Annotated in this window: 16 protein-coding genes; 6 read left to right on the plus strand and 10 right to left on the minus strand. The window is 36.3% G+C overall.

Going from position 1 to position 24,958, the window contains the following annotated elements; translation table 11 throughout:
- The first annotated feature begins 75 nt into the window (after positions 1 to 75).
- From AC3WRL_RS08705 to AC3WRL_RS08725, 5 genes are all read left to right on the plus strand, one after another.
- The gene (locus AC3WRL_RS08705; protein WP_261510781.1) at positions 76 to 2,232 is read left to right on the plus strand and encodes an endo-beta-N-acetylglucosaminidase H; all 2,157 of its coding nucleotides are present in this window, start codon (positions 76 to 78) and stop codon (positions 2,230 to 2,232) included.
- A gap of 71 nt (positions 2,233 to 2,303) precedes the next feature.
- Positions 2,304 to 4,691, plus strand: coding sequence for an endo-beta-N-acetylglucosaminidase H (locus AC3WRL_RS08710; protein ID WP_261510783.1), 2,388 nt, complete (start codon positions 2,304 to 2,306; stop codon positions 4,689 to 4,691).
- 78 nt (positions 4,692 to 4,769) lie between these two features.
- Entirely contained in the window at positions 4,770 to 5,267 is a 498-nt protein-coding gene (locus tag AC3WRL_RS08715) for a cupin domain-containing protein (RefSeq protein ID WP_261510785.1), read from the plus strand.
- A gap of 85 nt (positions 5,268 to 5,352) precedes the next feature.
- Entirely contained in the window at positions 5,353 to 7,464 is a 2,112-nt protein-coding gene (locus AC3WRL_RS08720) for a glycoside hydrolase family 97 protein (RefSeq protein ID WP_492330107.1), read from the plus strand.
- Positions 7,464 to 9,503 carry a kojibiose hydrolase gene (locus tag AC3WRL_RS08725; RefSeq protein WP_492330108.1) on the plus strand — a complete coding sequence of 680 codons (2,040 nt, stop codon included), beginning with the start codon at positions 7,464 to 7,466 and terminating at the stop codon, positions 9,501 to 9,503. Before AC3WRL_RS08720 ends, AC3WRL_RS08725 begins: the two co-directional genes overlap by 1 nt.
- Before the next feature lie 29 nt (positions 9,504 to 9,532).
- Here AC3WRL_RS08725 and AC3WRL_RS08730 read toward each other — a convergent pair whose 3' ends face one another.
- The 10 genes from AC3WRL_RS08730 to AC3WRL_RS08775 all read right to left on the minus strand — a co-directional run bounded on the left by AC3WRL_RS08730 (position 9,533) and on the right by AC3WRL_RS08775 (position 24,150).
- Positions 9,533 to 10,897, minus strand: coding sequence for a sugar porter family MFS transporter (locus tag AC3WRL_RS08730; protein WP_214830534.1), 1,365 nt, complete (start codon positions 10,895 to 10,897; stop codon positions 9,533 to 9,535).
- A gap of 5 nt (positions 10,898 to 10,902) precedes the next feature.
- The gene (locus AC3WRL_RS08735; RefSeq protein ID WP_492330109.1) at positions 10,903 to 12,657 is read right to left on the minus strand and encodes a class I mannose-6-phosphate isomerase; all 1,755 of its coding nucleotides are present in this window, start codon (positions 12,655 to 12,657) and stop codon (positions 10,903 to 10,905) included.
- Positions 12,658 to 12,689: 32 nt separating this feature from the next.
- Positions 12,690 to 13,628: an ROK family protein gene (locus tag AC3WRL_RS08740; RefSeq protein ID WP_492330110.1), complete on the minus strand. Its 939-nt coding sequence runs from the start codon at positions 13,626 to 13,628 to the stop codon at positions 12,690 to 12,692.
- Positions 13,629 to 13,644: 16 nt separating this feature from the next.
- On the minus strand, positions 13,645 to 16,974 hold the full coding sequence (locus tag AC3WRL_RS08745; RefSeq protein ID WP_492330111.1) for a glycoside hydrolase family 38 N-terminal domain-containing protein: 3,330 nt from the start codon (positions 16,972 to 16,974) through the stop codon (positions 13,645 to 13,647).
- Positions 16,975 to 17,035: 61 nt separating this feature from the next.
- Entirely contained in the window at positions 17,036 to 17,797 is a 762-nt protein-coding gene (locus AC3WRL_RS08750) for a GntR family transcriptional regulator (protein ID WP_214830540.1), read from the minus strand.
- 141 nt (positions 17,798 to 17,938) lie between these two features.
- The gene (locus AC3WRL_RS08755) at positions 17,939 to 20,626 is read right to left on the minus strand and encodes a TonB-dependent receptor domain-containing protein (RefSeq protein ID WP_492330112.1); all 2,688 of its coding nucleotides are present in this window, start codon (positions 20,624 to 20,626) and stop codon (positions 17,939 to 17,941) included.
- A 67-nt stretch (positions 20,627 to 20,693) separates the two neighbouring features.
- On the minus strand, positions 20,694 to 21,056 hold the full coding sequence (locus tag AC3WRL_RS08760) for a hypothetical protein (RefSeq protein ID WP_492330113.1): 363 nt from the start codon (positions 21,054 to 21,056) through the stop codon (positions 20,694 to 20,696).
- 19 nt (positions 21,057 to 21,075) lie between these two features.
- Entirely contained in the window at positions 21,076 to 21,735 is a 660-nt protein-coding gene (locus tag AC3WRL_RS08765; RefSeq protein WP_492330114.1) for a hypothetical protein, read from the minus strand.
- Positions 21,736 to 21,813: 78 nt separating this feature from the next.
- Positions 21,814 to 22,500, minus strand: a complete 687-nt coding sequence (locus AC3WRL_RS08770; RefSeq protein ID WP_007842513.1) for a response regulator transcription factor — start codon at positions 22,498 to 22,500, stop codon at positions 21,814 to 21,816.
- A gap of 102 nt (positions 22,501 to 22,602) precedes the next feature.
- The gene (locus tag AC3WRL_RS08775; RefSeq protein WP_214830547.1) at positions 22,603 to 24,150 is read right to left on the minus strand and encodes a sensor histidine kinase; all 1,548 of its coding nucleotides are present in this window, start codon (positions 24,148 to 24,150) and stop codon (positions 22,603 to 22,605) included.
- Between the two features lie 202 nt (positions 24,151 to 24,352).
- Here AC3WRL_RS08775 and AC3WRL_RS08780 point away from each other — a divergent pair, with 202 nt between their 5' ends.
- Positions 24,353 to 24,844, plus strand: a complete 492-nt coding sequence (locus tag AC3WRL_RS08780; RefSeq protein WP_214830549.1) for an SRPBCC family protein — start codon at positions 24,353 to 24,355, stop codon at positions 24,842 to 24,844.
- Positions 24,845 to 24,958: the final 114 nt, after the last annotated feature.

Genomic DNA, 24,958 nt, shown 5'->3' on the forward strand with positions numbered 1-24,958 from the left:
ACATTTAGATAAAGCTTAATTCAAGCTGTTTTCCAGTATTTTATACTTTAAAAAACAACAAAACCAAGTCATATTATGAAAAAAAAATCCATTCTTATTGCACTGATCTTATTGATTTTTCAGTCAAACTCTTTTATCAAAGCACAACAGCTTAATCCTTTGGGAATCTGCTATGTAGAAGTGAACAATAACAATATCCTGAATGCAGGATCGTACAAACTGCAAACATCAGATAAATACTTATTTGGTGTGGTAAATATTTTTGCTGCAAACCTTAACTATGACACCAACAGAGGCAGAGCATATCTGTATTGTAATAATAATGTAACCAAAGTACTTACCAATGCAGATACTTACATCAAGCCACTTCAGCAAAAAGGAATGAAAGTGGTATTGACCATTTTGGGGAATCATCAGGGAGCGGGACTTTGTAATTTTCCGACCCGTGAAGCTGCTAAAGATTTTGCTTTACAACTTGCTCATACCGTAAACACTTATGGTTTAGATGGTATCGACTTTGATGATGAGTATTCAGATTACGGTCAAAATGGAACCGGGCAGCCTAATGACAGCTCTTTTGTAATGCTGATTCAGGAATTAAGAGCATTATTGCCGGATAAGATCATTTCATTTTATTATTATGGTCCAGCTTCATCAAGACTTTCTTGGAATGGAAACAGAGTAGGAGATAACATTAACTACAGCTGGAATGCAATGTATGGCACTTTCTCTGCACCAAGTGTTCCTCCTCTTACAAAGGCGCAAATTTCCCCAGCAGCCATATGGATGGGAAATACTTCTAATTCTACAACAACCAGTTTGGCAAGTCAGACTAAAACTGGAGGATATGGGTTATTTCTTTGGTATGATCTTCACGGAACTAGTGAGACCACACAACTTTCAGCAGGAACACAAACATTGTATGGAGAACAAACTGTTTTAAGCTCTCCTTTACAGTCATGGGCACAAGGAACCAATTGTGATGCTCCAATTGGATTGTATACAAGCAATCTTACCGGGACAAGTGTAAAACTAAATTGGTCAGCTGTTGGAACGAATACTTATGATGTAGATTATAAACCAGCTTCTTCAAATACATGGACGAGTGTTGCAGCTGCTACTACTTCCACTTCGGTAACGATATCAGGATTAGCGCAGAATACGGAATATGATTGGAGAATAAGGACAAATTGCAGTGTAAAAAGTACCTATAATTTTGCTCCAAGATTTAACAGTGGTACCGGAACAACCGTTCCAACAGGTTCTTATGCTCTTTCCTTAGATGGAAGCAGCGAATCAGGCTCAGCCGGAAATCTTAATTTAAGCGGTTCAGCATTGTCTTTTGAAGGGTGGATAAAACCATCATCTTTTAAATCAGGATTCCCTTATATTTCATCTATTATGGGAACAGAAATAAGCGACAGTAATTCTGCATTTTTACGATTAGGAGATGGTAATCTTGCCAATAATAAACTTCAGTTTGTATTAAGTATTAATAATGTACAACAAAAGTTGGCTTCTAATATAGCATTAAATGCTAATACATGGTATCACGTTGCGGCAACCTATGATGGGGCTACTATGAAACTGTACATCAATGGAACTCTGGATGCAAGCCGTTCCCAAAGTGGGAACTTCACTTCTAACGGAGCATTTAATGTTGGTTATTTATATAATGTATCCCGAAATTTCAATGGTAAAGTAGATGAGGTTCGCGTTTGGAGACGGGCATTAAATCAGACAGAGGTTAGCCAGAATATGTGTAACGTCACACTTCCAGCTACTTCTCTCGCTGCCTATTGGAAGTTTAATGAAGGAAGTGGTTCATCAGTTCAGGATACTTCAGGAAACAGTGTTACACTGACTTTAACCGGAATTGATGCTTCTAACTGGGGAACAGATATTCCATGTGCTACAGGGACTCAAAAAATTTCAGAAAACGGAAGAAATCAAAAAAGAACAGGACTGGAGCAAGTGGCTGATAAAAAACAAATAAAACTGTATCCTAATCCTTTAAGTAAATCATCACCGCTTACTATTTCTGTTCCTGAAGAATATAACAAAGGGAAATTAACGGTCTATAGTTTCAGTGGAAGTATCATAGAAATGAAAACATTAAATACTGGGAATAACCAATATGAGATGTCTAAACTTTCAATAGGAAATTATATCATTCAATTTGAGTCTCAAGATGGAAGCCTGAAACATACTGAAAAATTAATCGTTAACTAATAATATTTTCATTGGTAGAATCATTGAGTCTAAGCCCAGTGATTCTACCATTTCTAAAAACAAATTTTAATATGAAAAAAAAATCTATTCTTATTGTATTGATTTTATTGATCTTTCAAGCAAAATCATTATTAAATGCGCAGCTTAATCCTTTAGGAATATGCTATGTAGAAGTGAATAACAGCAATATGCTAAATGCAGGGTCTTATACTTTGCAAAACACCAACAAGCAACTTTTTGATGTTGCTATTATTTTTGCAGCTAACATTAATTATGATGTTTCTAAAAGTAGGGCCTACATTTCCAGCAATAATAATGTCACAAAAGTATTGAACGATGTAGATACTTATGTAAGGCCTTTACAGCAAAAAGGAATCAAAGTACTGCTGGATATTCTTGGAAATCATCAGGGAGCAGGGCTTTGTAACTTTCCAAACCGCGAAGCAGCGCGTGATTTTGCATTGCAGATTGCAAATACCGTTTATACCTACGGTTTAGATGGTGTTGATCTTGATGATGAATATTCTGATTATGGAAATAACGGAACAGGACAGCCTAATAACAGCTCTTTTGTTATGTTATTACAAGAGCTTAAAGCTGCAATGCCGGATAAATTAATCACTTTTTATTTTATCGGCCCGGCAACGACAAGACAGAGTTACAATGGTGATCAGGCAGGAAATTACATCAATTATGGATGGAATGCTTATTATGGAACGTATAGTGCACCTAGTATACCACCTCTTGCTAATTCCAAGATTTCAGCTGCAGCAACCTGGATACAGAATACTTCTGCATCTACACTTACCACTCTGGCTACCAATACAAAAAATGATGGCTATGGAGTATTTATGTGGTATGATCTTAAAGGAACAAATGCTGCCAGTTATTTGAGTACAGGATCGAATATTCTTTATAATGAAAACACACAGCTAAGCGGTCAGCTTTATTCTTGGACTCAGGGGGCAACTTGCGATCCGCCACTGGGGCTTGAAGTTACTAATGTTACAGGAACGACAGCGAAACTAAACTGGACTTCCAATGGATCTCAGACTTATAAAATTGATTATAAAGCGGTAGGCTCAAATACGTGGATTAATGCAGCCAATAATTATACAGGAAGCAATATCGTCATTAATAATCTAACTCTAAACACAGATTATGACTGGAGAATACAATCCAATTGCTCTTCAACTTTAAAGAGTACTTATCTTTTTGCACCGAGATTTAATTCAGGAAACGGATGTGAAACTCCGGCTGGTTTAGTGTCAAGTAATTATCTGGGAACAACTACTAAATTATCCTGGAATACAGGAACTGCGTCTACTTATACACTGCAATATAAAACTGCTGTTGCATCGACGTGGACTACAGTTCCGAATATTTCAACCAACACCTATACTTTACAAAATTTGTCAGAAAACACAAACTATGTATGGAAAGTACAGTCAGTATGCGGTGGAACTAATACCAGCACATACTCAGGTGAAGCTACTTTTAACAGTGGTTTTCTTCCTGTTCAAAGTCCTGGTCCAAGATCACTTTCTTTCAATGGCAGTACAAATTATCTTAATGCTGGGCAATTTAACCTTAGTGGAAATGCTTTAACATTCGAAGGTTGGGTTAAAGTAAATTCATTTAAGCCTGCCTTCCCTTACATTTCATCAGTGCTTGGTATTGAAGTTGGAGACAATAATTCAGCAATATTAAGGTTTGGTGATGGGAATCTTGCGAATAACAAATTACAGTTCATCTTAAGTTTTGGGTCGTCCCAGATAAAGCTTAATAGCACTACAGGACTGAATACCAATGCCTGGTATCATATAGCGGCAACTTATGATGGTGTATCCATGAAGATCTACATTAATGGAAATCTGGATGCAAGTGTTGCTGCAACAGGAAATTTTACAGCAAATGGGATCCTTTATCTGGCGAGAAATTATGATAACTCCAGAACACTCAACGGTTTCTTAGATGAATTCAGAGTTTGGAAAAAAGCATTAACACCTCAGGAGATTATGGATAATAAATGTAATATTGCAGCAAATTCATTTAGCCTTGAAGCGAATTGGAAAATGGATGAAGGTAGTGGCAATGGAGCTTTAGATGCTACTTCCAATACTCATTTTGCGGCTTTAATCAATATGTCCGCTTCTAACTGGAGTACAGATGTTCCTTGCAGCACGCCATTATCTACAAGAGATGTTGACATGGATAAAGGGAATAGTGTATATCCAAATCCAGTTAAAAAAGGAAATGATATTCATTTTATCATCAATGATCATTCTGCTAGTGAGGTTGTACTTTATGATATTTCAGGAAAGTTGGTTAAAAAACAGAATATTGATAAAAATAATATCACAGTTAATACCCAAAATTTAGCCACTGGTACTTATATTTATAAAATAAAATCGGCGAACGATCAAATTATTTCTTCAGGAAAGGTAATCGTAGAATAGATATCAGGATGAATAACTTCATAGATTTGAAGTAATAATTAAACAAATAGAATTAAATTTAAATAGCATTAAAACTGTATGAGCGCAGAAAAAAAAGAAGTATTTGAGAAAGTAGAGAAAATGTTAGAAGCTCAGGGCTTTAATCTTGCTGCAAAAGATGATGGAAGACCTTGGGGTGGTTTTTTTGTGATTGATGAAAATCAGGCACAGGATTTTGCCAACCAGTATTTTGATGGGATCGATGTAGAAAGCCTGAAGATAGGTGGAAAACTAAGTCCAAAGATTTTGGTTGTTGCTCCTGAAGCCAGATTAAGCTGGCAGTATCATCACAGAAGAGCTGAGATCTGGCAGGTTGTTGAAGGAAAAGTAGGCATCAAAACTAGTGATACTGATGAAGAGGGGGAATTGGTAGAGTATAACCCTAAGGATCAGATAAAACTTCAGCAAGGCGAAAGACACCGCTTGATAGGTTTAGATAATTGGGGAGTTGTGGCTGAAATATGGCAGCATACTGATGCGTCTAATCCATCAGATGAAGATGATATCGTGAGAGTACAGGACGATTTCGGAAGATAATTCTAAAATAATTATATCTGCCTCTGTCCGTCATTTCTCCCACTAAGAGAGATGATGGGCAGGGGCTTTTTTAAGATTAAATAGTATGAAGAGAAATATTATATCTTTTTGTGTGTTTATGCTGTTTGCAGCTATTGTATCAGGGCAATCCCTTTCATCTCCCAATAGTCAGCTAAAATTAAATTTTAAAATTGAAGGTGAGGGAGTTCCATATTATTCATTAAACTATAAGGATCAATCAATTCTGAAAGATAGTCGGTTGGGGTTTGTTTTAAAACCTTCCTATTCGTATTTTTCTGAATTTAAAGTTGATAAGGTTGAATATTCATCTTTTAATAAAAGTTGGATTGCGGTTTGGGGGCCAAACAAAGAAGTTGAAAACCATTACAACGAAATGCTTGTTCATTTAATTCAAAATAAAACAGGGTGGAAACTTGATATAAGGTTTAAACTTTTTGATGATGGGCTGGGTTTTCGATATGAATTTCCGGTTCAGAATGACTTAAGACATTTTACCATAAAAGATGAAATGACGAATTTTAATTTAGGAAAAGATTATAAAGCGTTTTGGATACCCGCAGATTACGATACGAATGAGTTTCCTGTAACGACTTCGAAATTATCAGAAGTTTCAAAATTAATTGACGACGTTCGAAAAGAATCACTGGCATCGAAAGCTCCAAGCGCTAGTCTTGCTGTACAGACACCATTGATGCTGAAGTCAGAAGATGGGATATACATTAATATTCATGAAGCTGCTTTAGTCAATTTTGCAGCGATGACATTGAATATTGATGATAAAAATTTTACTTTAACTTCGAATTTAACGCCCGATAAAAATGGAGACAGGGGTTTCATTCAAACGGGTTCAGTAAGTCCTTGGCGTACTATGATTATCAGTAATGATGCAAGGCAGATTCTTTCCTCTAACCTCATTATTAACCTTAATGAACCAAGCAAGGTAGAAGATACTTCCTGGATTAAACCAACCAAATATATTGGTGTCTGGTGGGAGTATTTTACAGGCGGAGGTTCTACTTGGGCATATTCTGATAATCAGGACGTCAGAATTGGGGAAACAGATTATAAAACCTTAAAACCGAATGGAAGACACGGAGCCAATACAAAACATGTAAAAGAATATATAGATTTTGCCTCAGAAAATGGATTCGATGCAGTTTTAGTAGAAGGCTGGAATGAAGGTTGGGAAGATAATCAAGCTTACAGAAAAGAACAAATTTACAGTTTTACAAAAGCGTATCCGGATTTTGATGTAAAAGAACTTCAGGCCTATGCAAAAAGCAAAAAAGTAAAAATTATAATGCATCATGAAACAACATCTTCAGTCATTGATTATGAACGACAGCTTAAAGAGAGTTTTCAATTTATGAAAGATAATGGGTATGATGCTGTAAAAACCGGATATGTAGGCCCTATAATTCCCAGAAGCGAATATCATGATAGTCAATGGATGGTAAACCACTATAAATACGTTGCAGAAATGGCAGCCAGATATCATATTATGGTTGATTCACATGAGGCGGTAAGGCCAACCGGCTTACACCGAACTTTCCCCAATTGGATTGCCCAGGAATCTGCGCGCGGAACAGAGTTTGAATCTTTTAACGGAAACAGACCGGATCATACAACAATATTGCCCTTTACCAGATTAATAGGTGGGCCAATGGATTATACGCCGGGGATCTTTGAAGGTGATTTGTCCGTGTATGGAAATAATAAGGCAAAATTAAGTACAACACTAGCTAAGCAATTGGCTCTATACGTTACAATATACAGTCCTCTCCAAATGGCAGCAGATCTGATTGAGAACTATAAAAAATATCCTGATGCTTTTCAGTTTATTAAAGATGTTGCCGTTGACTGGGATGCTTCCTATATTCTTGAGGCAGAACCTGGAGATTATATTACCATAGCTAGAAAAGCAAAAAATAAAAATGAATGGTTTGTTGGAAGTATCACTGATGAAAACTCCAGAGAGGCTATTGTTGATCTTGCATTTTTACCTAAAGGCAAAAAATTTGAAGCCACTATTTATAAAGATGGAAAAGATGCAGACTGGAAGACTAATCCTAAACGTTATGAAATATCTAAACAACAGGTAAATTCAAACAGTAAGCTGAAAATAAAAGTGGCACCTGGTGGCGGATTTGTGATAAGTATAAAACATTTAAGATAATGAAAAAATCACTTGTTCTTTTCTCTGTATTCTTTGCGGGTTTCTTCAAACTTTGTCTTGCACAGGATCCATGGATCATCAAATCTGAAAAGATCGAACCTAATAACTATACTGGAATTTCGGTTTCTAATGGTATGATAGGTGTTGTTTCATCACCAGAACCACTGAAGGTAGGAAGTGTTATTCTAGCTGGAGTTTATGATCAATATGGGCGGGGAAGGACAAGTAATTTCCTTTCGAATTTTAATATATTGGATATCAATTTATCCATCAACTGGCAACAAATCAACAGAAATAATATAAGCAACTATAGCCAGAGGATTGATCTTAAGACGGCTACTTTTTCAGGCTCGTTTGATTACGGAGATATTGCCCATGTTGAATATAAGTATACAGCATTGAGACATCTGCCCAATAATGTGTTGCTTACTGTGAGTATTCAGCCTAAAAAAGATTTGGCATTCGTTGCTGAAAGCAATATAAAGACACCACAAGGATTTATACAGCCCCAACAATATTATACTGAAATAACGCCACCGCACGCAACGATTCCTCTTCTTACATCTGTAGCAAAAAGTCCTACCGGAGCAGTGACAGTGGCAGCGAGTACAACTTTTGTATTTTCTGAAGAACAATACACCCAACCTAAGATTTCCCATGAGATGCGTGATAGTGATACCCACCTCATGAAATTCGTTAAAAAACTGAAAACCTCAGAAAAGCCTTATACTTTTTCAGTAATAGGATCTTTAATTACCTCATCTCAGGTTAACGATCCATTCAATGCAGTAGAAAGATTAAGTATCTACGCAAATTTACAGGACCCCGATAATCTTTATAAAAAACATGAAGCAGAATGGCAAAAATTATGGGAGGGAGATATTGAAATAGAAGGGGATCCACAGGTACAACAGGATATTCATAATATGCTGTATCATCTTTATTCATTTTCCAGAGAAGGATCTAATCATTCGTTATCACCTGCTGGACTTAGTGGTACTGGGTACAACGGCCATGTTTTTTGGGATACGGAAATGTTCATGTTCAAACCATTGCTGTTTTTTCATCCAGAAATGGCTAAAAGCCTTGTAGAATACAGATGTGATCGTTTAAAAGCAGCAGAAATGAATGCTGCAATACATGGTTATAAAGGAGCGATGTTTCCATGGGAAAGCGCTATGTCAGGAGAAGAAGAGACTCCTGTTTGGGCTTTATCAGGAACTTATGAGCATCATATAACAGGGGATGTTGCATTTGCTATCTGGTATTATTATCTTTTTACTAAGGACATAAAATGGCTTAAAGAAAAAGGATGGCCTGTTTTGCAAAAAACCGCCGAATTTTGGCAGTCCAGGGTGGAAAAGAAAGGAAGCGAATATCATATTAAAAATGTAGTAGCAGCTGATGAATGGGCAGAGAATATTGATAATAACGCATATACTAATGCCATTGCAAAACTGAATTTACAATTTGCAAATGCTGCAGCTAAAGCCCTTGATTTACCATTAAACAAAGATTGGGATGATATTGCTGAGCATCTTGTTTTTACAAAATTAGAAAATGGGGTTACAAAGGAGTATGACACCTACAAAGGAGAACCGATTAAACAGGCAGATGTCAATCTCTTGGCTTACCCTCTTCACATTATTCAGGATAAAAATCAGATCCGAAAAGATCTGGAATATTATCAAAAACGAGTGCCTAATCAAAAGACTCCCGCGATGACCAAGGCTATTTTTGCATTATTATACAGTCGGTTGGGGGATGGAAAACAGGCTTATAAGTTGTTTAAAGAATCTTATGAACCTAATCTTTTACCTCCATTTAGAGTTTTTGCCGAAACGGTTGAAGGAGATAACCCCTACTTTATTACTGGAGCTGGAGGTACTCTTCAGACAATGATCATGGGATTTGGAGGAGTTGATATCGATGAAAAAGGATCATTGAAAAAAATAAAAAGTACATTACCATCTCATTGGAAAAAGGTTGTTGTAAAAGGAATTGGTTCTGAAAACTTAATATTTTCGAACAGTCAATAAGAAAATGGGATTTTTAAATAGATTTATTTTCAAAAGACCTTCTCTTGATTCCATGTGTCCTCTATTTCCTCCAGGGTTTTTCCTTTGGTTTCAGGAACTTTTTTCCAGATAAACAGGAAAGCGATTATTGCAATGACCATATATAACCAGAAAGTATAAGAATTACCTATAGTTCCTATAAGTACCGGAAAGGTTTGGGACACTAAAAATACAGCTAACCACAGAAAAAATGTGGCAACGGACATTGCTGTAGCACGCGCCTTCGTAGGAAATATTTCGGCAATAACAACAAAAGCAAGAGGTCCCATTGACATTGCAAAACAAGCAATATACCCCAGAATTGCAATGAGTATCAAATAGCCTTGTTGTTGAATGTAAAACCCCCACCCAATAATAAACAAACAAATAGCCATACCTGAAATACCAAATAGCAACAGCTTTTTACGTCCCCAGGTATCAACATACTTTATAGCTACAAAGGTGAAAATTACATTAATGATACCTACCAAAACAGTTTGCATAAATGCAGAATCTGATCCTACACCTGTTGATTTGAAAATTTCCGGTGCATAATACATGATGGCATTAATTCCGGTAATCTGTGAGAATATGGCGAGTAGTATACCGATAAATAATGCCCGTTTTAGTTTAGGTTCTTTTAGAATAGAAAAAGAAAAAGGCTTTTCATCTTTCAACGATGCGGTAATGGAATTTAATTCTCGTTGTGCTATTATTGGCCCGTTGATCTGACTTAGAATAGCCAATGCCTCAACGTTCCTTGCTTGTCCGGCCAGCCAACGAGGACTTTCGGGCACGGTAAGCAATAACAATATAAAAATAATAGAAGGTATAACTCCTGAACCAAACATCCATCGCCATCCGGTTGAGATATTCCAGGAGTCATTATGTATACCGGCGATATAGGCATTTACAAAATAAATAACTAAAATACCAGATACAATCCCAAGTTGAAATATTGAAATCAACCGTCCTCTTATTGCAGCAGGTGCCATTTCTGAGATATACATAGGAGAGAGCATAGAAGCGATACCGATGCCCATACCACCTATAATTCGGAATACTACAAAGAGCCAAAGACTCGGCGCAAGTGATGTCCCTATAGAAGAAATAGTAAACAATAACGCTGAAAGCATGAGTACTTTTTTACGACCGACACGGTCACTAAGTGCTCCGGAATACATGGCTCCTATGATACAGCCTAATAAAGCACAGGAAGCAACCCAGCCTGTCATAATATCAGATAAGTGATAATAAGTTCGCATAAAGCCAATAGCTCCGGAGATAACAGCAGTATCATAACCAAATAATAAGCCGCCTACAGATGCCACCAGAGTTGCTTTATAGATCATATTAGAATTTACAGTTGATTGCATGTGGTTTATTTTAAAACTTTATTGGTGATCATATTTGTACGGACGCTTGCTTTTATGGTAACACATTCTTTACCTATACTTTCACCATATGGGGTAATAGTATAAGCTCCAACATGGGCAGGAACAATAAAAGTTTCGGCATAATGAATAATGTATGGCTCAAAACTTAGGTCTGGACTTTCTACTATTACCTCACGCCCATCCACGAGATTCAGGACATTGACAACATCTTGGGTGTGGTGAACTACTTTTTTAGTAAACCAATGTCTTCGGGTTTCAATAAACGATGATGCATCCAGCCCGGTACGTTCTTCACGCCAACCATCTCCCTCAGCAACAGGCTCAGTAAGATTTAGAATGTTTTCTTTTGTCCATGATGAGGTGCGATCCCATTGTATTACATTTCTACCATGTTCCAGTGATATAGGTCTTGGTTTGCCATCCAGTCCCATTCGTCCCCAATCCCAAAGCTTAAATGTAAAAATATAGGGTGTTGCGCTAATTTCTAATACCACAGAATTTGCTCCTGAACAATGTACAGTACCTGCAGGTATAGATACGTGGTCATGTTTGCGGACAGGCCATTTTTGTACATATTGTTCTGCATCAAAAGGGATTTGATCATTTTGGGCTATTTCCAGCTGCTGCATCATAGAATCAGGATCAACACCTTCTTTTAGACCCAGATATACAAAAGCGTCTTCTTTGGTATCCAGCATATAATAGCTTTCATCCTGCGTATAAGGCATCCCGAATTTTTCTTTAATATATTCTTTCAGTGGATGTACCTGCAGACTTAGATTGCCTCCCTCCATGGTGTCCAGAAAATCAAAACGAATAGGGAATTCATCTCCGAATCCATCGTATACTTGTTTTCCTAATAAAGCTTCCGATTGGAAAAACACTAAATTAATGGAAGGTATTTCTACCACCTGATTACCAAAACCTAACAACAGGCTGTTTTCTTCGGGAACACAATCGAATCCCCATGCATAATTGGGAAGGCTTCTGTCCAGGTCACAAACTTCTTTCAGCCACTGACCGCCCCAAGGGCCTGGATCAAAAAAAGGAACGACCCTGAAAGGAGCTTTTACTGTTTGCTGAAGTGCGTCAAATAGAGCATTAACACTTATCATTTTGGGTTGATTGAGTAATGTAGTGTCCAAAACGAAGTTACAATTATTCAGTATTCTTTTCTTATAGTGGTCACAGACACGCCAATCTACAAAGTAGGCATGTTTATATTGATATGCAAAAGAGTCGGTATAATTGAATCTACCAAGATTACAGGCTGTATTTTTACGATAACGCATCTGTATTTCCCATCGTGGCATATCAGCATAGATCGTGAGATCAGGTTTTTTTGCAAGCAAAGTGGCACCCGGACCAACCACTACAGTACAGCCATTAATATCAGCGATCTGGTTTTGAAATTCAGCTATTGTAGAAGGATCAAAATAATCTTCCAATTTCAGAGGTGCGATATAACCGAATACCGGATCATCCGTGACATAGGGTTGCACCATTGCTGCTATTTCGTGCTCTGATTTCATAGCTTGCTGCGTATTGACAAGCAGTTGAGGATTTAAGAATTTCTGTAATGAGGTAATGATCTCTTCCACAAATACACCCGGATAACATTCCACTGCGATTACCTTAGGAATATCTCTTTTTAATTGTTCTGCAATGTTTTCCCATCCTGCCATACAATGGTGATCTTGTATTTCAACGACCGGGAATTTATTAAAATTTGATTTCATTCCGTACTATTTCGTTTATTCTATTGTTTTTATTAATTGGATATCAAATGTGCCATACCTAATAAAGCAGCTGTCTGAGGAAATTCTGCTGTTTCAATTTTTACAGTTCCCCAAGGTGTCCACGCGTGAGCTTCAACTTGTTTTCTTATATAAGGGATGATTTGAGAACCGCTCGCCATGATTCCACCAGAAAGTATAAGTGCTTCCGGATCATAAGCATGGACCAGATTAATAGCACATGCAGACCATGCCTGAAGACTTTGATCGCGTATTTGTAATGCTGTTTTATCTCCTTCTTCTGCCAAGCCGAAAATCAATTCATAGTCAACTTCTGGAATGGAGGCAAGTCTGCTTTCTGCGAAATTTTTATCAGAATTTATGATGGTTGCAAGATTCCAGGTAGAAGCTTCTGTTTCTACACATCCTTTATTGCCACAATTGCATAACCCTCCTTTGTAATTGATAACCGAATGCCCTCCCAGTATACCCGCAGTGAAATGCTTGCCTCTCAGCAATTGCCCTTCCATGATAGCTGCGCTTCCTATTCCTGTTCCCAGAGTCATGAGAACAATATTATCGTAATCCTGTGCTTTCCCATATTTCCATTCTCCCAGTAATGCAGCACGTGCATCATTTTCAATAAAAAATGGTAGGCCAAATGCCTGTAGGCACCATTCTTCTAAATTAATTTCTGGAGCATCGCCAAATTTTTTATCAATAGAAAGTATTTTTTTCTGATGATTGTCCACAATACCGGGAGAGGCAATGCCTAATCCGGCAATACCTGTCAAAGAAAGTCTTTCCTGTAACAGTAACTTCTCTACAGTTTCCTGTATATAGGGTAGCCGTGATCTAAGACCATTATTGGAATTAGCATCGATGGAAGAAGAGGCCAGCAAAGAATTATTATATACTATACCTATTTTAATTCTGGTACCTCCCATGTCTATGGTAATGACTGGTTTTGACATTCTGGTTGCTTTTATGTTATGGGATTGCTTTAATTTCAATAACGTCCATACCTGATAAACTAAATGTTTCGTTAGCTGAAAATACTTTGCCTGTTTTAGGGTTGATCAGTTTTGATGGTTTTAATTTCCCCCATTTGAACGCAGTATTCTGTTCTTTTTCGTCAGGGTTATAAAGTCTTATAAGAAAACTATGATCTTCCTGCGGTGTTACACTTGTCACTACAATTTTATCGTTGTTCATCTGAAAAAGACTTCCCTCGATAGGTGCTTTTTCACGAACGTGAATTGCGATGAGAGGCTGTGTGAAAGCGGCTGCATACTTTTCATTTTCCACAGCATTAAAAGTACCGTGTGGACGAAGTGCGTAGCGATAGTGTACCGGCCCCTCCTGATCTGCTTTGTAATTGGTATGCCAATAGTTGTTCATCGCATAACTGAACCAATTAGTGGTGCCAGGTGTGCCTTTATCTTTCCACTTTTTATGGCTGTTATCAATAACCATTCTTTCATCTATCATTTCCGAAGCTTCAATTAATGGTGTTTCTAATAACATCCATTGCATACCTTGCTGTCCAAAAGAAGCATCTACCCAACGGCGGCTGTACCAATAATCCATATTGGAACCCGGAAGCTGATCAGTAAGATATTTCATAATACCATAACCCGCATCTACTGTAATGTTTTTGAATCCTGCATTGAAAGGAAAACCAAAATGAACCGATTCCTTAGTACGGACAGACTTTTTATCTATAATATTTTCTAATGCTACTTCATCATTGTCAACAAACAGCGTAATAATTTTCTCGAGTTTGTTAGCTCCTGGTGCTTCTGATGTTAATGAGATCTTAGCCATTACAGGACCATTTTCCAATACTTTTACCTGCACATTCGAATTAGATAATGCTTCTTTCGGGTCAGATCCAGGTACATACCAATAACTATTTAAACCCTGGTTGTTAAAGCTTCCAGCGTAATTCGTTGTCCCATTATCTGTAAAATGAGTAATACTTCCTGTTTTATTATCCCAGATTAATGTTACCTTTCCATTAGAGATACTATTGGAAGTAATTGAAAAAGGACTTGCTTTAGGAGATGTAGATTTTATAATGGTATAGGTTGAAGAACCTAGTGGTGGAATATTTTTCGCAATAAATGCCATAGTTCCATTTTCCAGTTTTTGTAATGGCATCATGTTACCAGCAGCATCCTGAACAGTATTACCTTGTGTAGTTGCTGGAATGATCGCTGTGCCACTGCGTATCCAAGATGATGTGTTGAAAACAGCTATGGTTTTAGATGCCGGATCTGTCAATGGGTGTAATAGATCCGTTTCAAGTTTGTTTGTCTGTGTACTGCCGTCAAGAGAAAATTGTTTTTTTACCTGCCATTGATCTTTAACGAAAGGAAGATCTGGGGCTGTAATACTATTAAATGCTCCCCATGTATGTTCATGAAAAAGGATTACGTTTCTCCATGCTTCATAAAAGTTTTGATTATTATATTCAAGAGGATTTAACATTGAGTAGAGTGTTGTGATCTGTTGCAGTTTCAGGCTGGTGTTTCTGTTAATGCCTTCTTCCTTGGCTGTAGACATAGCTCCGTCTTCCCAGTGAGGGCTGATATCACCTTTTACAACTGGAATCTGATCTCCATATTTTTTTTCAAATACTTCAAACATCTTTTCATTTGTACTCAGTACGATTTTAGGTGAAGTATATTTTTTATTCCACTCATCTACAAATCTTGAAATAGAAGGATCTATTGGTCCATTATCTGATACAATATTATAACGCCATTGAACCATGTCGTATGGATAATTGTTTTTCGTAAGATCATCAAGATATTCTGATATTTTTTTCTGACCATTGTCAAATACTCCTCCAGGATGTATACCGTGCCAGGAAGAATAACCTCTTCCAGCAGTCCAGAATAATATTTTTTCCTTACCGGATGGTGACTGCCACCAAACAGGTTTATCTCCCCAGCTTTTCACAAAATTACCCACACGATCACCCAGATAAGGATTGGTCTTTCCCAGGTAGTTAGGACCGCTGGAAAAGTACTTTACTCCTGCGGATGTAAGAGCAGGAACTAAAGACCAAGCAAATCCTGGAACGTCCGACATCATGGCGCTGTTAATTTTAAAACCATATTCTTTTTCCAGTTTTTGTGCATATTCTGTATAATGGAATAATTCCTCCGGCTGACTGAGCCCTGTTAAAATATTACCATACATCGCGGAAAGACCAATATTTCCTTCTTTTACAGCTTTTATAAAAGATTCCTTCTCCTCAGGAGTTGCCTTTTGCATAAAGTTTTCTACGTCCCAAAGAGCTTCAACATTATATTTAAAACGAGCTTCTTCAGGGAGGTTTCGGGTTTCCTCAATCATCTTGAGAGCATCATAGATATTTTTGGTATGGATTCTTTCTACTTCTGATTGTAAATGTGAATACCCGACATCAGTGTGGGAGTGATGAATAAAATATAAAGTACGCGGGACAACAACTCCAGCTTCAATGGTTTTCCGAAGAAGCTCCTTTTTTCCTGAGCTAACGGTTAGTAGCACATTACCTCCTTTTGGTGAGAGTGAAACAGGAATGTCGAATGTTTTGATACCATCAGGCATAACAAAAGAGAAGGAGTCTTTATGATCAATTTTAGCCGTTATTTTTTGCTCCGGACCGAAATGTAATGTGGTAAGGGTGATAAGACGCTTACCATCTTTTAAAATAAAAGGTGTTGGACTGGCATCTATTTTTTCCTGAAAAGTAAATTTGTAGGTCATAAACCAATCTCTGCTATCCTGAGCCTGTCCTACAAGTTTTAGACGAAGTGGCTTACCAGGTGTTATTTTATGGGTTGGTATACGGAGGTAGGCAATGCCATAAGAGTCTTTCAATCCATCCATTTTTGTTTGGTGGAATACAAAGGCTGTACTATCAGCAGCCTTGGCAATCCAATCTGGGCGTTGATTCGCTGGATAGGTAGTTAGAGTTAACGCTTTTTGGTCATTAATATATAAATCGAAATTACGAATTCCTCCGCTACTGCCTGACGAGTGAGAAACCAGCCAGTTAAAATATACATAAGGCTCCTTGCTTTCCGTTGGTGCTGGTGCTGTTTCCCATTCAATGGTTTTAGCGCCATCAGTTGTACGGGTAAGTAGTGCGCGGGTAGCGTGATCTGGAAATGCTGAAAAATAATCGATATTTTCACCACTTATTTCACGGGCGTAGCCATTCGTTGCTTGAACATTGCCAAAAAAAGGAACCTTTTTCTGAGCATAAATAAAGTTGCCTGTCATAAGAAAAGACATCAGCAAAAGAAAATACTTGTTGGACATGGACTTCATTTTATGATTATATGTTAGAATGTTTGAACATATTGAATTTAAAAAAAATAAATTAGCTCTCAGCAGATTTATTGATATCGATAGTATAAGTGAATTTATCCGAACGATAATAGCCTATATTATATTCTACAGGTTTCCCATTGATATCATAAACAAAACGTTCGCGTTTCAACAACGGAAAAGTAGCAGAAACTTTTAGTTTCTTTCCTATTACAGCACCAGCCTGACAAGCGCTTATGTTTTCCCGGGATCGATGCACGATAATTCCATATTGTTCCTGTAGCATACTATACAATGGGATATTAAAATCATCTTTTTTATCAATACCAATTCTTGGATGAAAATAGCTTTCAAAATATACAATTGGATCCCCTGAGTTCTCTCCCTTCAACTTAGAAAGCTTAAATATTTTTTTATCAGGTGTACAATTAAAGAAATTACATATTTCCTCATTGGGCTGTATCATTTCCGTCTTTAGTGACTGGTTGATCACATTGATGCCTTTTTCCAGCATTTCCCGCGTAAAGCTATACCAGTGATCAAGTCCTGTTACCAGACTTTTCTTTTCAGATATTCGGGTTCCGACACCTTTTTTACGAACAATAAGTCCTTCATGCTCCAATTTATTGGTTGCCTGTCGGATCGTATTCCGGGAAACTCCCCAAAGATTAGCCAGATCCACTTCCTTTGGTAATAAAGCTCCTTTTTTATACACTTCCATTTTGATCAGTTTGCGGAAAAGCTCTTCTACCTGTACATGTAGTGGTAATTTGCTGTTGTGATCAATAGTAAAGTCTTTAGTTAGTATGTTCATACATATGATAAAGTGTAAAGGTAATAATTTTTTAATTCCAGATTGATTTTTTTTTAATTAATTCAAAATATGGTTCATTTAAATTGAAAAACAGCACCAATATTGATGCTGTTTTGTTGATATGATTTAAATAATTAAGATCTAGAAAGTCACATCAAGACCTACATAAAAATTCGCTTTCATAATAGGCGCGTAAACCATTCCGCCATCAAAATAATTACCAAAAGGATTTTTAAAATCTACAATTGCATTCTTTTGATTGTAAGAAGTTAAATTCTCACCACCAAAATAAGCCCTTATTTTTTTGTTGAAACTTCTTGAGACTTGTGCGTTTAAAACGGCATAAGAATTAGAATATCCTGCCAATTGAAATTCGGATGGGTTACTTGATGTATCAGGAAGTCTTTGTTTTCCAACCCAGTTTAATGTTGTATCAAAGCTCCAATATCCACCATTATTATTTTTATTGGTAGAATAAGCAAGGTTTACAAACCCACGATTTTTAGCCATAAAAGGAACCTCTCTTCTTCCATCCAGATAATCTGCCTGTACATCATAATACTTATAAGCTACTTTTACCTCGAAGTTTTTTAAAGGAATGAAATCCCACTGTACCTGTAAACTATTAGCAAAAGATTTTCCTTCAAGATTATAAAGCACCAGTTGCTGAGGTGATCTGTCAAGATCAACCATCACCTGATCCTGAAAATCTGTTCTGAAGAAATCTGCAACAATAGAAGATTTTCTTCCGAAAATTTTAAATTCCTGTTGTAAACTTGCGCCATAATTCCAGGCTATTTCGGGTTTTAGACCATAAATATCACCCCCATTCTGTATGATCTGAATCGTACGGTTAGAAGCGAAATATTGTTGATTTTCTGCAAAAACAGAAGCCGTTCTGAAACCTCTTCCAGCTGATAATCTTAAAATAGTTTGTGGAGTGAAATCATATTTAAAATTTAATCTTGGAGTAAATTGTGTCCCCGCTAGATTATGAAAATCGACCCTTGCTCCAGCTACCAAAGTATATTTTAATCCTGTTAATGTATATTCGGCAAAAGCTCCCGGTACAATCTCATTTCTTTTGTAAGGGGTTGTAAGGTAGGTTTCATCATAACCATCATACATAAAGCTTGCTCCAGCCTTATATTTATGATTAGTATTCCCAAGGATACTTTCAAAAATTAAATTTGAATAAAATGTATTCTGTTTACCTGAATAATTTCTCAACCCGAAAAAGCTATCCTGCTGGTGGTAAACATATTGATTCATCCAACCCAGGCTCTGGTAAGGCTTTCCTTTAAACACATAACCTGTTTTATTCCACATCTGAAATCTAGAGATATCAATTCCTACTCCATAAGCATTCTGCTTATCCTGAGCCAGTTTTTTGTCAAAACCGGTTTGCCCTGCAGTCCTGTTATCCTTAACAAAATTAATTCCGAAATGAGAACCAAATCCGGACTTTTCAAGATCATTATAATTGAGAAGGTATGCTGTATTAATCTGTGTTCCTTTCGGACGGTCAAGAAAACCATCATCATTCATATCTGTATTTCCAAAAGTTCCGTTTCCGTGTAATAGAAAGGTCTGTGACCATTTCTCATTGATAGGAGAAACACTCGTAATATTAGCTTCAGCTCTTCCATTGAAGTCTGAAAAAAGATTTAATGAGGTTTCTGGTTTTTCTGAATTTTTTAAAAGTTCAGTGTTGATTTGTCCGGTAATACTTTCATATCCGTTAGTAACGGTGCTTCCACCTTTGGTAAGCTGGATACTCTCGATCCATCTCCCAGGAATGAAATTTAATCCATAAGCCGATGCCAGACCTCTGATTTCAGGTAAAAGTTCTTTTGTTAAACTGGTGTATTTTTGATCAAGTCCTAACATTTTAAGCTGTTTAGTTCCTGTAACAGCATTGCTAAATGAAACATCCACTGTAGCATTGGTCTCAAAGCTTTCTGATAAATTACAACAAGCAGCCTTTAATAATTCCTTTTTATCAATATTAAAAACCAAACCCGCATCTTTCTTACTTAATGAAGTAGACGCTCTGGAGGCAGATAATTTTACTTCTTCAATATTTTTTTCGTGATTACCTTGATACTGACTGGTTGAAGAAGTTGAATCAGTTTCTTCATGATGTTCAGGCTTTCCAATTTCATCAACATGTACACCTGCTCCTTTTTCTCCTAACGCAACATTTCTGTCATAAAGACAACAGTCTGGAAGGTGATTATAAACACTGTCCGAAGATTTATACTTTTCATTATCATGTCCCACATCAGCAATCTTTTTTAAAATTTTATCTGCTGAGGTTTTTGTAGTATCGAAATCTAAAATAACAGATTGTTTTTCAGCACTCCATTCTGCAGAGCTCGCTCCAGCGTCTTTTGCTGCTTTTTCAATTCTTGCCTTACATGAAGCGCAATTTCCTTTTACATAAAATTCATTGTCTGCTTTAGAAGCCTGAGCTGATACAGTGGTACTTGAAGGCTGAAGATCTCTTGCATAATGACAACATCCGGGAAGGGCTTCATAAGTTTCAATGGATGCTTTAAATTTCTCATTGTCATGACCGGCTTCGGCTACTTTTTTAAGAATATCATTAGTGGAAATATTGCCTTCAGTTTCTAAAGTTAATGTTTGAGTGTCGATAGAATACCTTGCTGCTTTTGCACCCGCTTTTTTAGCTGTGGTTTCTATTCTTTCTTTACACATTTCGCAGTTTCCTTTTACCTGGAACTGACTTTTAAGATCCTGAGCAAATATAAATTGAATAGATAGTAGACATATACCAAGAATCAACTTGGAAATAAATAATTTCATTTTGTTTAAAATTTAGATTAATTAAAAAACAGCTCATTAGTGGTCTAATGAACATCCATATATTTAATTAAGCTAGCTTGGGCGGTTCCCAAATCTCTTTTAAACGATCCGAAAGGTGAGGATCACAATACTGAAATTGTAGTTTTTTATTCGCTTTGTAATAAGATATTTCTAAAAGCAAACCTTTAGAAAAAGGCGTTTCTATGAATGAAAAACAAGCTACACAGGTCGAACAGCAATCGTCATTACATGATGATTTTGATTTTTCGTGATCTTTAGTTGATTTCGACTGATGATTTTTACAGCAGTCTTCTTTTTTAGACTCTGCTTTACAACATGTTTCCTGAGCTGCTTTTAGAACGAAGTTATCTTTAGGAATCAAAAAGATCCCTAAACAGAAAATGATGGTTATGATCTGAAATAACTTCACAACGGCAAAATTACAAAAATTATGGTAAAGGATCACCTACTTTCACAGAACAATTATGGAAAGGCTCTCCATGAGCAGGATTTAATTTTGGTTTATCACCGCTCGCCAAACTTTGCTGTGGTGTTGAAGCCGGTGTATTTTGTACGACATTTTGTACTGGTTGTACAGCCGGAGCAGGTTTACTGTTTAAAGGCTGTCCCACAGGAATATCACATCGGTGTCCCGGTTGTCCATGTGGAGGATTCATGCCAGGAGCAGTTTTTACCGCTTTCCCAGTTTTGTCAACCGTGAATTTCCCCGGTTGTAAGGAATTAGGGTCTATTTGAATAGTTTGTGATCCATTCTTATTAACGACAACATTTTGAGTAGCTTGAGCCTGTGTTGGAGCAGGTTTGCTGTTTAGAGGCTGTCCTACAGGAATATCACATCGATGCCCCGGTTGTCCGTGAGGAGGATTCATGCCTGGAGCAGTAACTGCAGTAGGAGCTGGCGTAGCTGTATACTGTGCATTGGTTTTAATTCCTGCTTGATCTAAAATTGAAGTTTTGGGTGTATTATTAACAGTAACAGCCGGTTGCTGAACAGATGCTTCTTCTTTGACATAGGTTGCTCTTTCGTCTTTTTTGCAAGAAACTATAAGTATTGAAACAGCAGCAAGACCTAAAAATGTATTTTTCATATCCTATCGTATGAAACAAAATTAGCAAAACATTTTCAATTGTTTTGCTAATTTTATATTTATAATCTTATTTTGGAATTAATTCTTAACCAAAAGTCTGAATCCTTCTCCGTGTACGTTGATGATTTCCAATCCTTCATCATCTTTCAAAAGCTTACGAAGTTTAGCGATATAAACGTCCATACTTCTTGCTGTAAAGTAGTTCTCTTTCTTCCATATCTTTCTTAGTGCCAGATCTCTAGGCATGAAATCATTTCTATGGATACAAAGAAGCTTAAGCAATTCATTTTCCTTTGGAGAAAGTTTATATTCTTTATCGCCCACTCTTAATTGTCTTAGCATAGAATCAAAGAAGATATTGCTGATTTTAAATTGTTCCTGTTCTTCATTTTCTAATGTTGAACTTCTTTGAAGGATTGCTTTGATTTTGTATAAAAGCAATTCAGTATCAAAAGGTTTTGTAATATAATCATCTGCCCCCAATTGATATCCTTTCAAAATATCTTCTCTCATATTTCTTGCAGTCAAGAAAATGATCGGGGTGTTTTTATCAATCTTTTTTACGTCTTCCGCTAATGAGAACCCATCTTTTTTAGGCATCATAACATCGAAAATACAGATATCAAATTCATTTTCTGTGAATTCTTTTAGCCCCTGCTCTCCATCTGTTGCAAGAGTTACTTCAAAATTATTTATCGTTAAATAATCTTTCAATACCGCTCCAAAACTCTGATCGTCTTCTACTAATAATATTCTGTTGCTCATAATTTTAAAAATTAAAAATTAATAATAAGAATGAACTTCCTCACTCTCTCTTCTGTTATATTTGTTATTTGGTTTATCTTTTATTTATTCCAATTATCCCTTTTAGGTCATTGGAAGTTTTATAGTAAATATGCTTCCTTCTCCTTTGTTCGATTCTACTATAATCTGACCTTTATGCAGTTCTACAATTTTCTTAACATAGGAAAGCCCTAGGCCTTGTCCTTTTACGTTATGAATATTTCCTGTTTCTTCTCTGAAAAACTTTTCAAAAATTTTCGTTTTGTTCTGGGTTTCCATTCCCATTCCTTTGTCTGAGATCTCAATAACATAGAAATTGCCTTCATTTCTTGTTTTTATTTTGATATCAGGAGTATCAGGAGAATACTTATTGGCATTATCCAATAAATTCACCAACATATTTGAAATATGAAATTCATCAATTTTAAAATTGTACTTATCAGCAGTGAACTCTTGGGTAAGAGAACCGTTTCTCTGGGTTACAATAAGATTGAAAGACTCCGTTGTTTTTTTGATAAGTTCTCTTACATTGGTTTCTTTCAAAAATAAATTAACTTCATTTCTTTCCAGTTTAGACATATTAAGAACATTTTCCACCTGTTTCTTCATCCTCAGGTTTTCCTGTTTTATAAGACTGGAGTAATATCTTACTTTTTCAGGGTTGGTCGCAATTTTGTCATTGGCTAAAGAATCTGTAGCCACTGAAATAGTTGCTAAAGGAGTCTTAAACTCGTGAGACATATTATTGATGAAGTCGGTCTTTATTTCTGCAAGCTTCTTTTGTCTCATCATATAATTGATAGAGATGATATAGATTCCTAAAATAGTCAGTAATGAAAGGAAAGTTCCCAACAGCATTGGCCAGTTATTCATGGCTAATGAATATTCCTTTTTAGGAAAAACTAAAGCCAGATTATATAAAGTCCGTTCTTTTTTATCTGTAAAAAGTGGGTAGCTATAGGTATTGTTATCCTTTTTCTCTTTATAAACCTTATTGAAAACGGTGGTAAGTGTATTATTCTTATCCGTAACACCAAAACCAAATTTAGCGGTAATACCCTTCATCTTCAATTCCTTTGTAAGAACTGAGTCCAATATCTTATCATCCACTCTTTTAGTAATAGGAAGATTGTTTCCATATACTTTAGCAAACTCCTTCATCGAATAATCACCGCTTTCTATATCCTGATTGATATCGGTCGTAAGGAGTTCCCGGTTAGTGGTATCTCTCTTCAGCTTATAAGCTGCTTCGTCAGTATATAATGTAGTAAGTTTTAAAGAATCTCCTTTTTTAGAAATTGGGAGCTGAGTTTTTTCAATGATATTTTTAGAATAAATAATCTGTCTTTGTGTCCCGGAATCCTGAACTTGTTGAATCGTAGTCAGGGATGGCTGATTATTATTTGAAATGACATTTTTCCTGAAATTTTTAAAATCCTCATTCAGGTACTTTTCAACTTCAATTTCGGAGATGTTTTTAGCAGTGTTTTCCAATGCTGAATAGACTTTATTAGAAAAGTCTTGTTCCAGGGCACCGTAATATCCTTTCAGCCAATAAAATTGGAGTGTAACAAAGACAATCAGTGAGATCGTCATGAACACTGAAATTATTGGGATGAACTTATTATTCATTATCTTTTTTTAAGTTGTTTGGAATGATGAATGTTAAAATTAATTGTTTTAAGACTTCATAAACAAAAAACGAGCCAAAAAATTGTATTTTTTTTCTTAAAACTATGTTTTTTAACATTTTTTTATAAATCGTAAAAATTACTTGTCATATGAAAAGCGTTGCCTACAAATAAAGAACTAAGTTTGTTAAAAATAATTACGTATGGAATCAAGTATCATTTTTAACAAAGATTTTGACTCGAACAGTGTTTATGTTATGAAAGTCTATGACGCTGATGTTTCAAAAGTGTGGGACTATTTTACCAAATCTGAATTATTGGATCAATGGTGGGCTCCAAAACCTTGGAGTTGTGAAACGGTAAGCATGGATTTTAAAGAAAATGGAGTTTGGTATTATGCCATGGTTGGTCCTGAAGGTGAAAGAATGTATGGACAATTGAAATACGGAGAAATTATGGAGCATAGAAGTTTTGACGGTGTAGATGCTTTTTGTGATGACAAGGGAAACATTAATCAAGACTTTCCACAAGCACAATGGCTTGTTGGATTTACAGGAATAGAAGAGGGTGCAAAAGTGACGGTCAATATTCATTTTGCATCTCAGGATGCCATGAAAAAACAAATTGAAATGGGTTTTGAAGATGGTTTTAAAATGGGGCTGAGTCAGCTAGAAGAAATTCTTAAAGCTAATTAGTCAATTTGAAATCTTCAACAATAAAATAGAAAATAATAGGGCGGGCTTAAGCCCGCCCTATTATTTTAGGCAAAAAAAATATGATAATGAAAATAATTCAAATTGTCATATTAT

This window comes from Chryseobacterium sp. FW101-FHT12H09, from assembly GCF_058790395.1.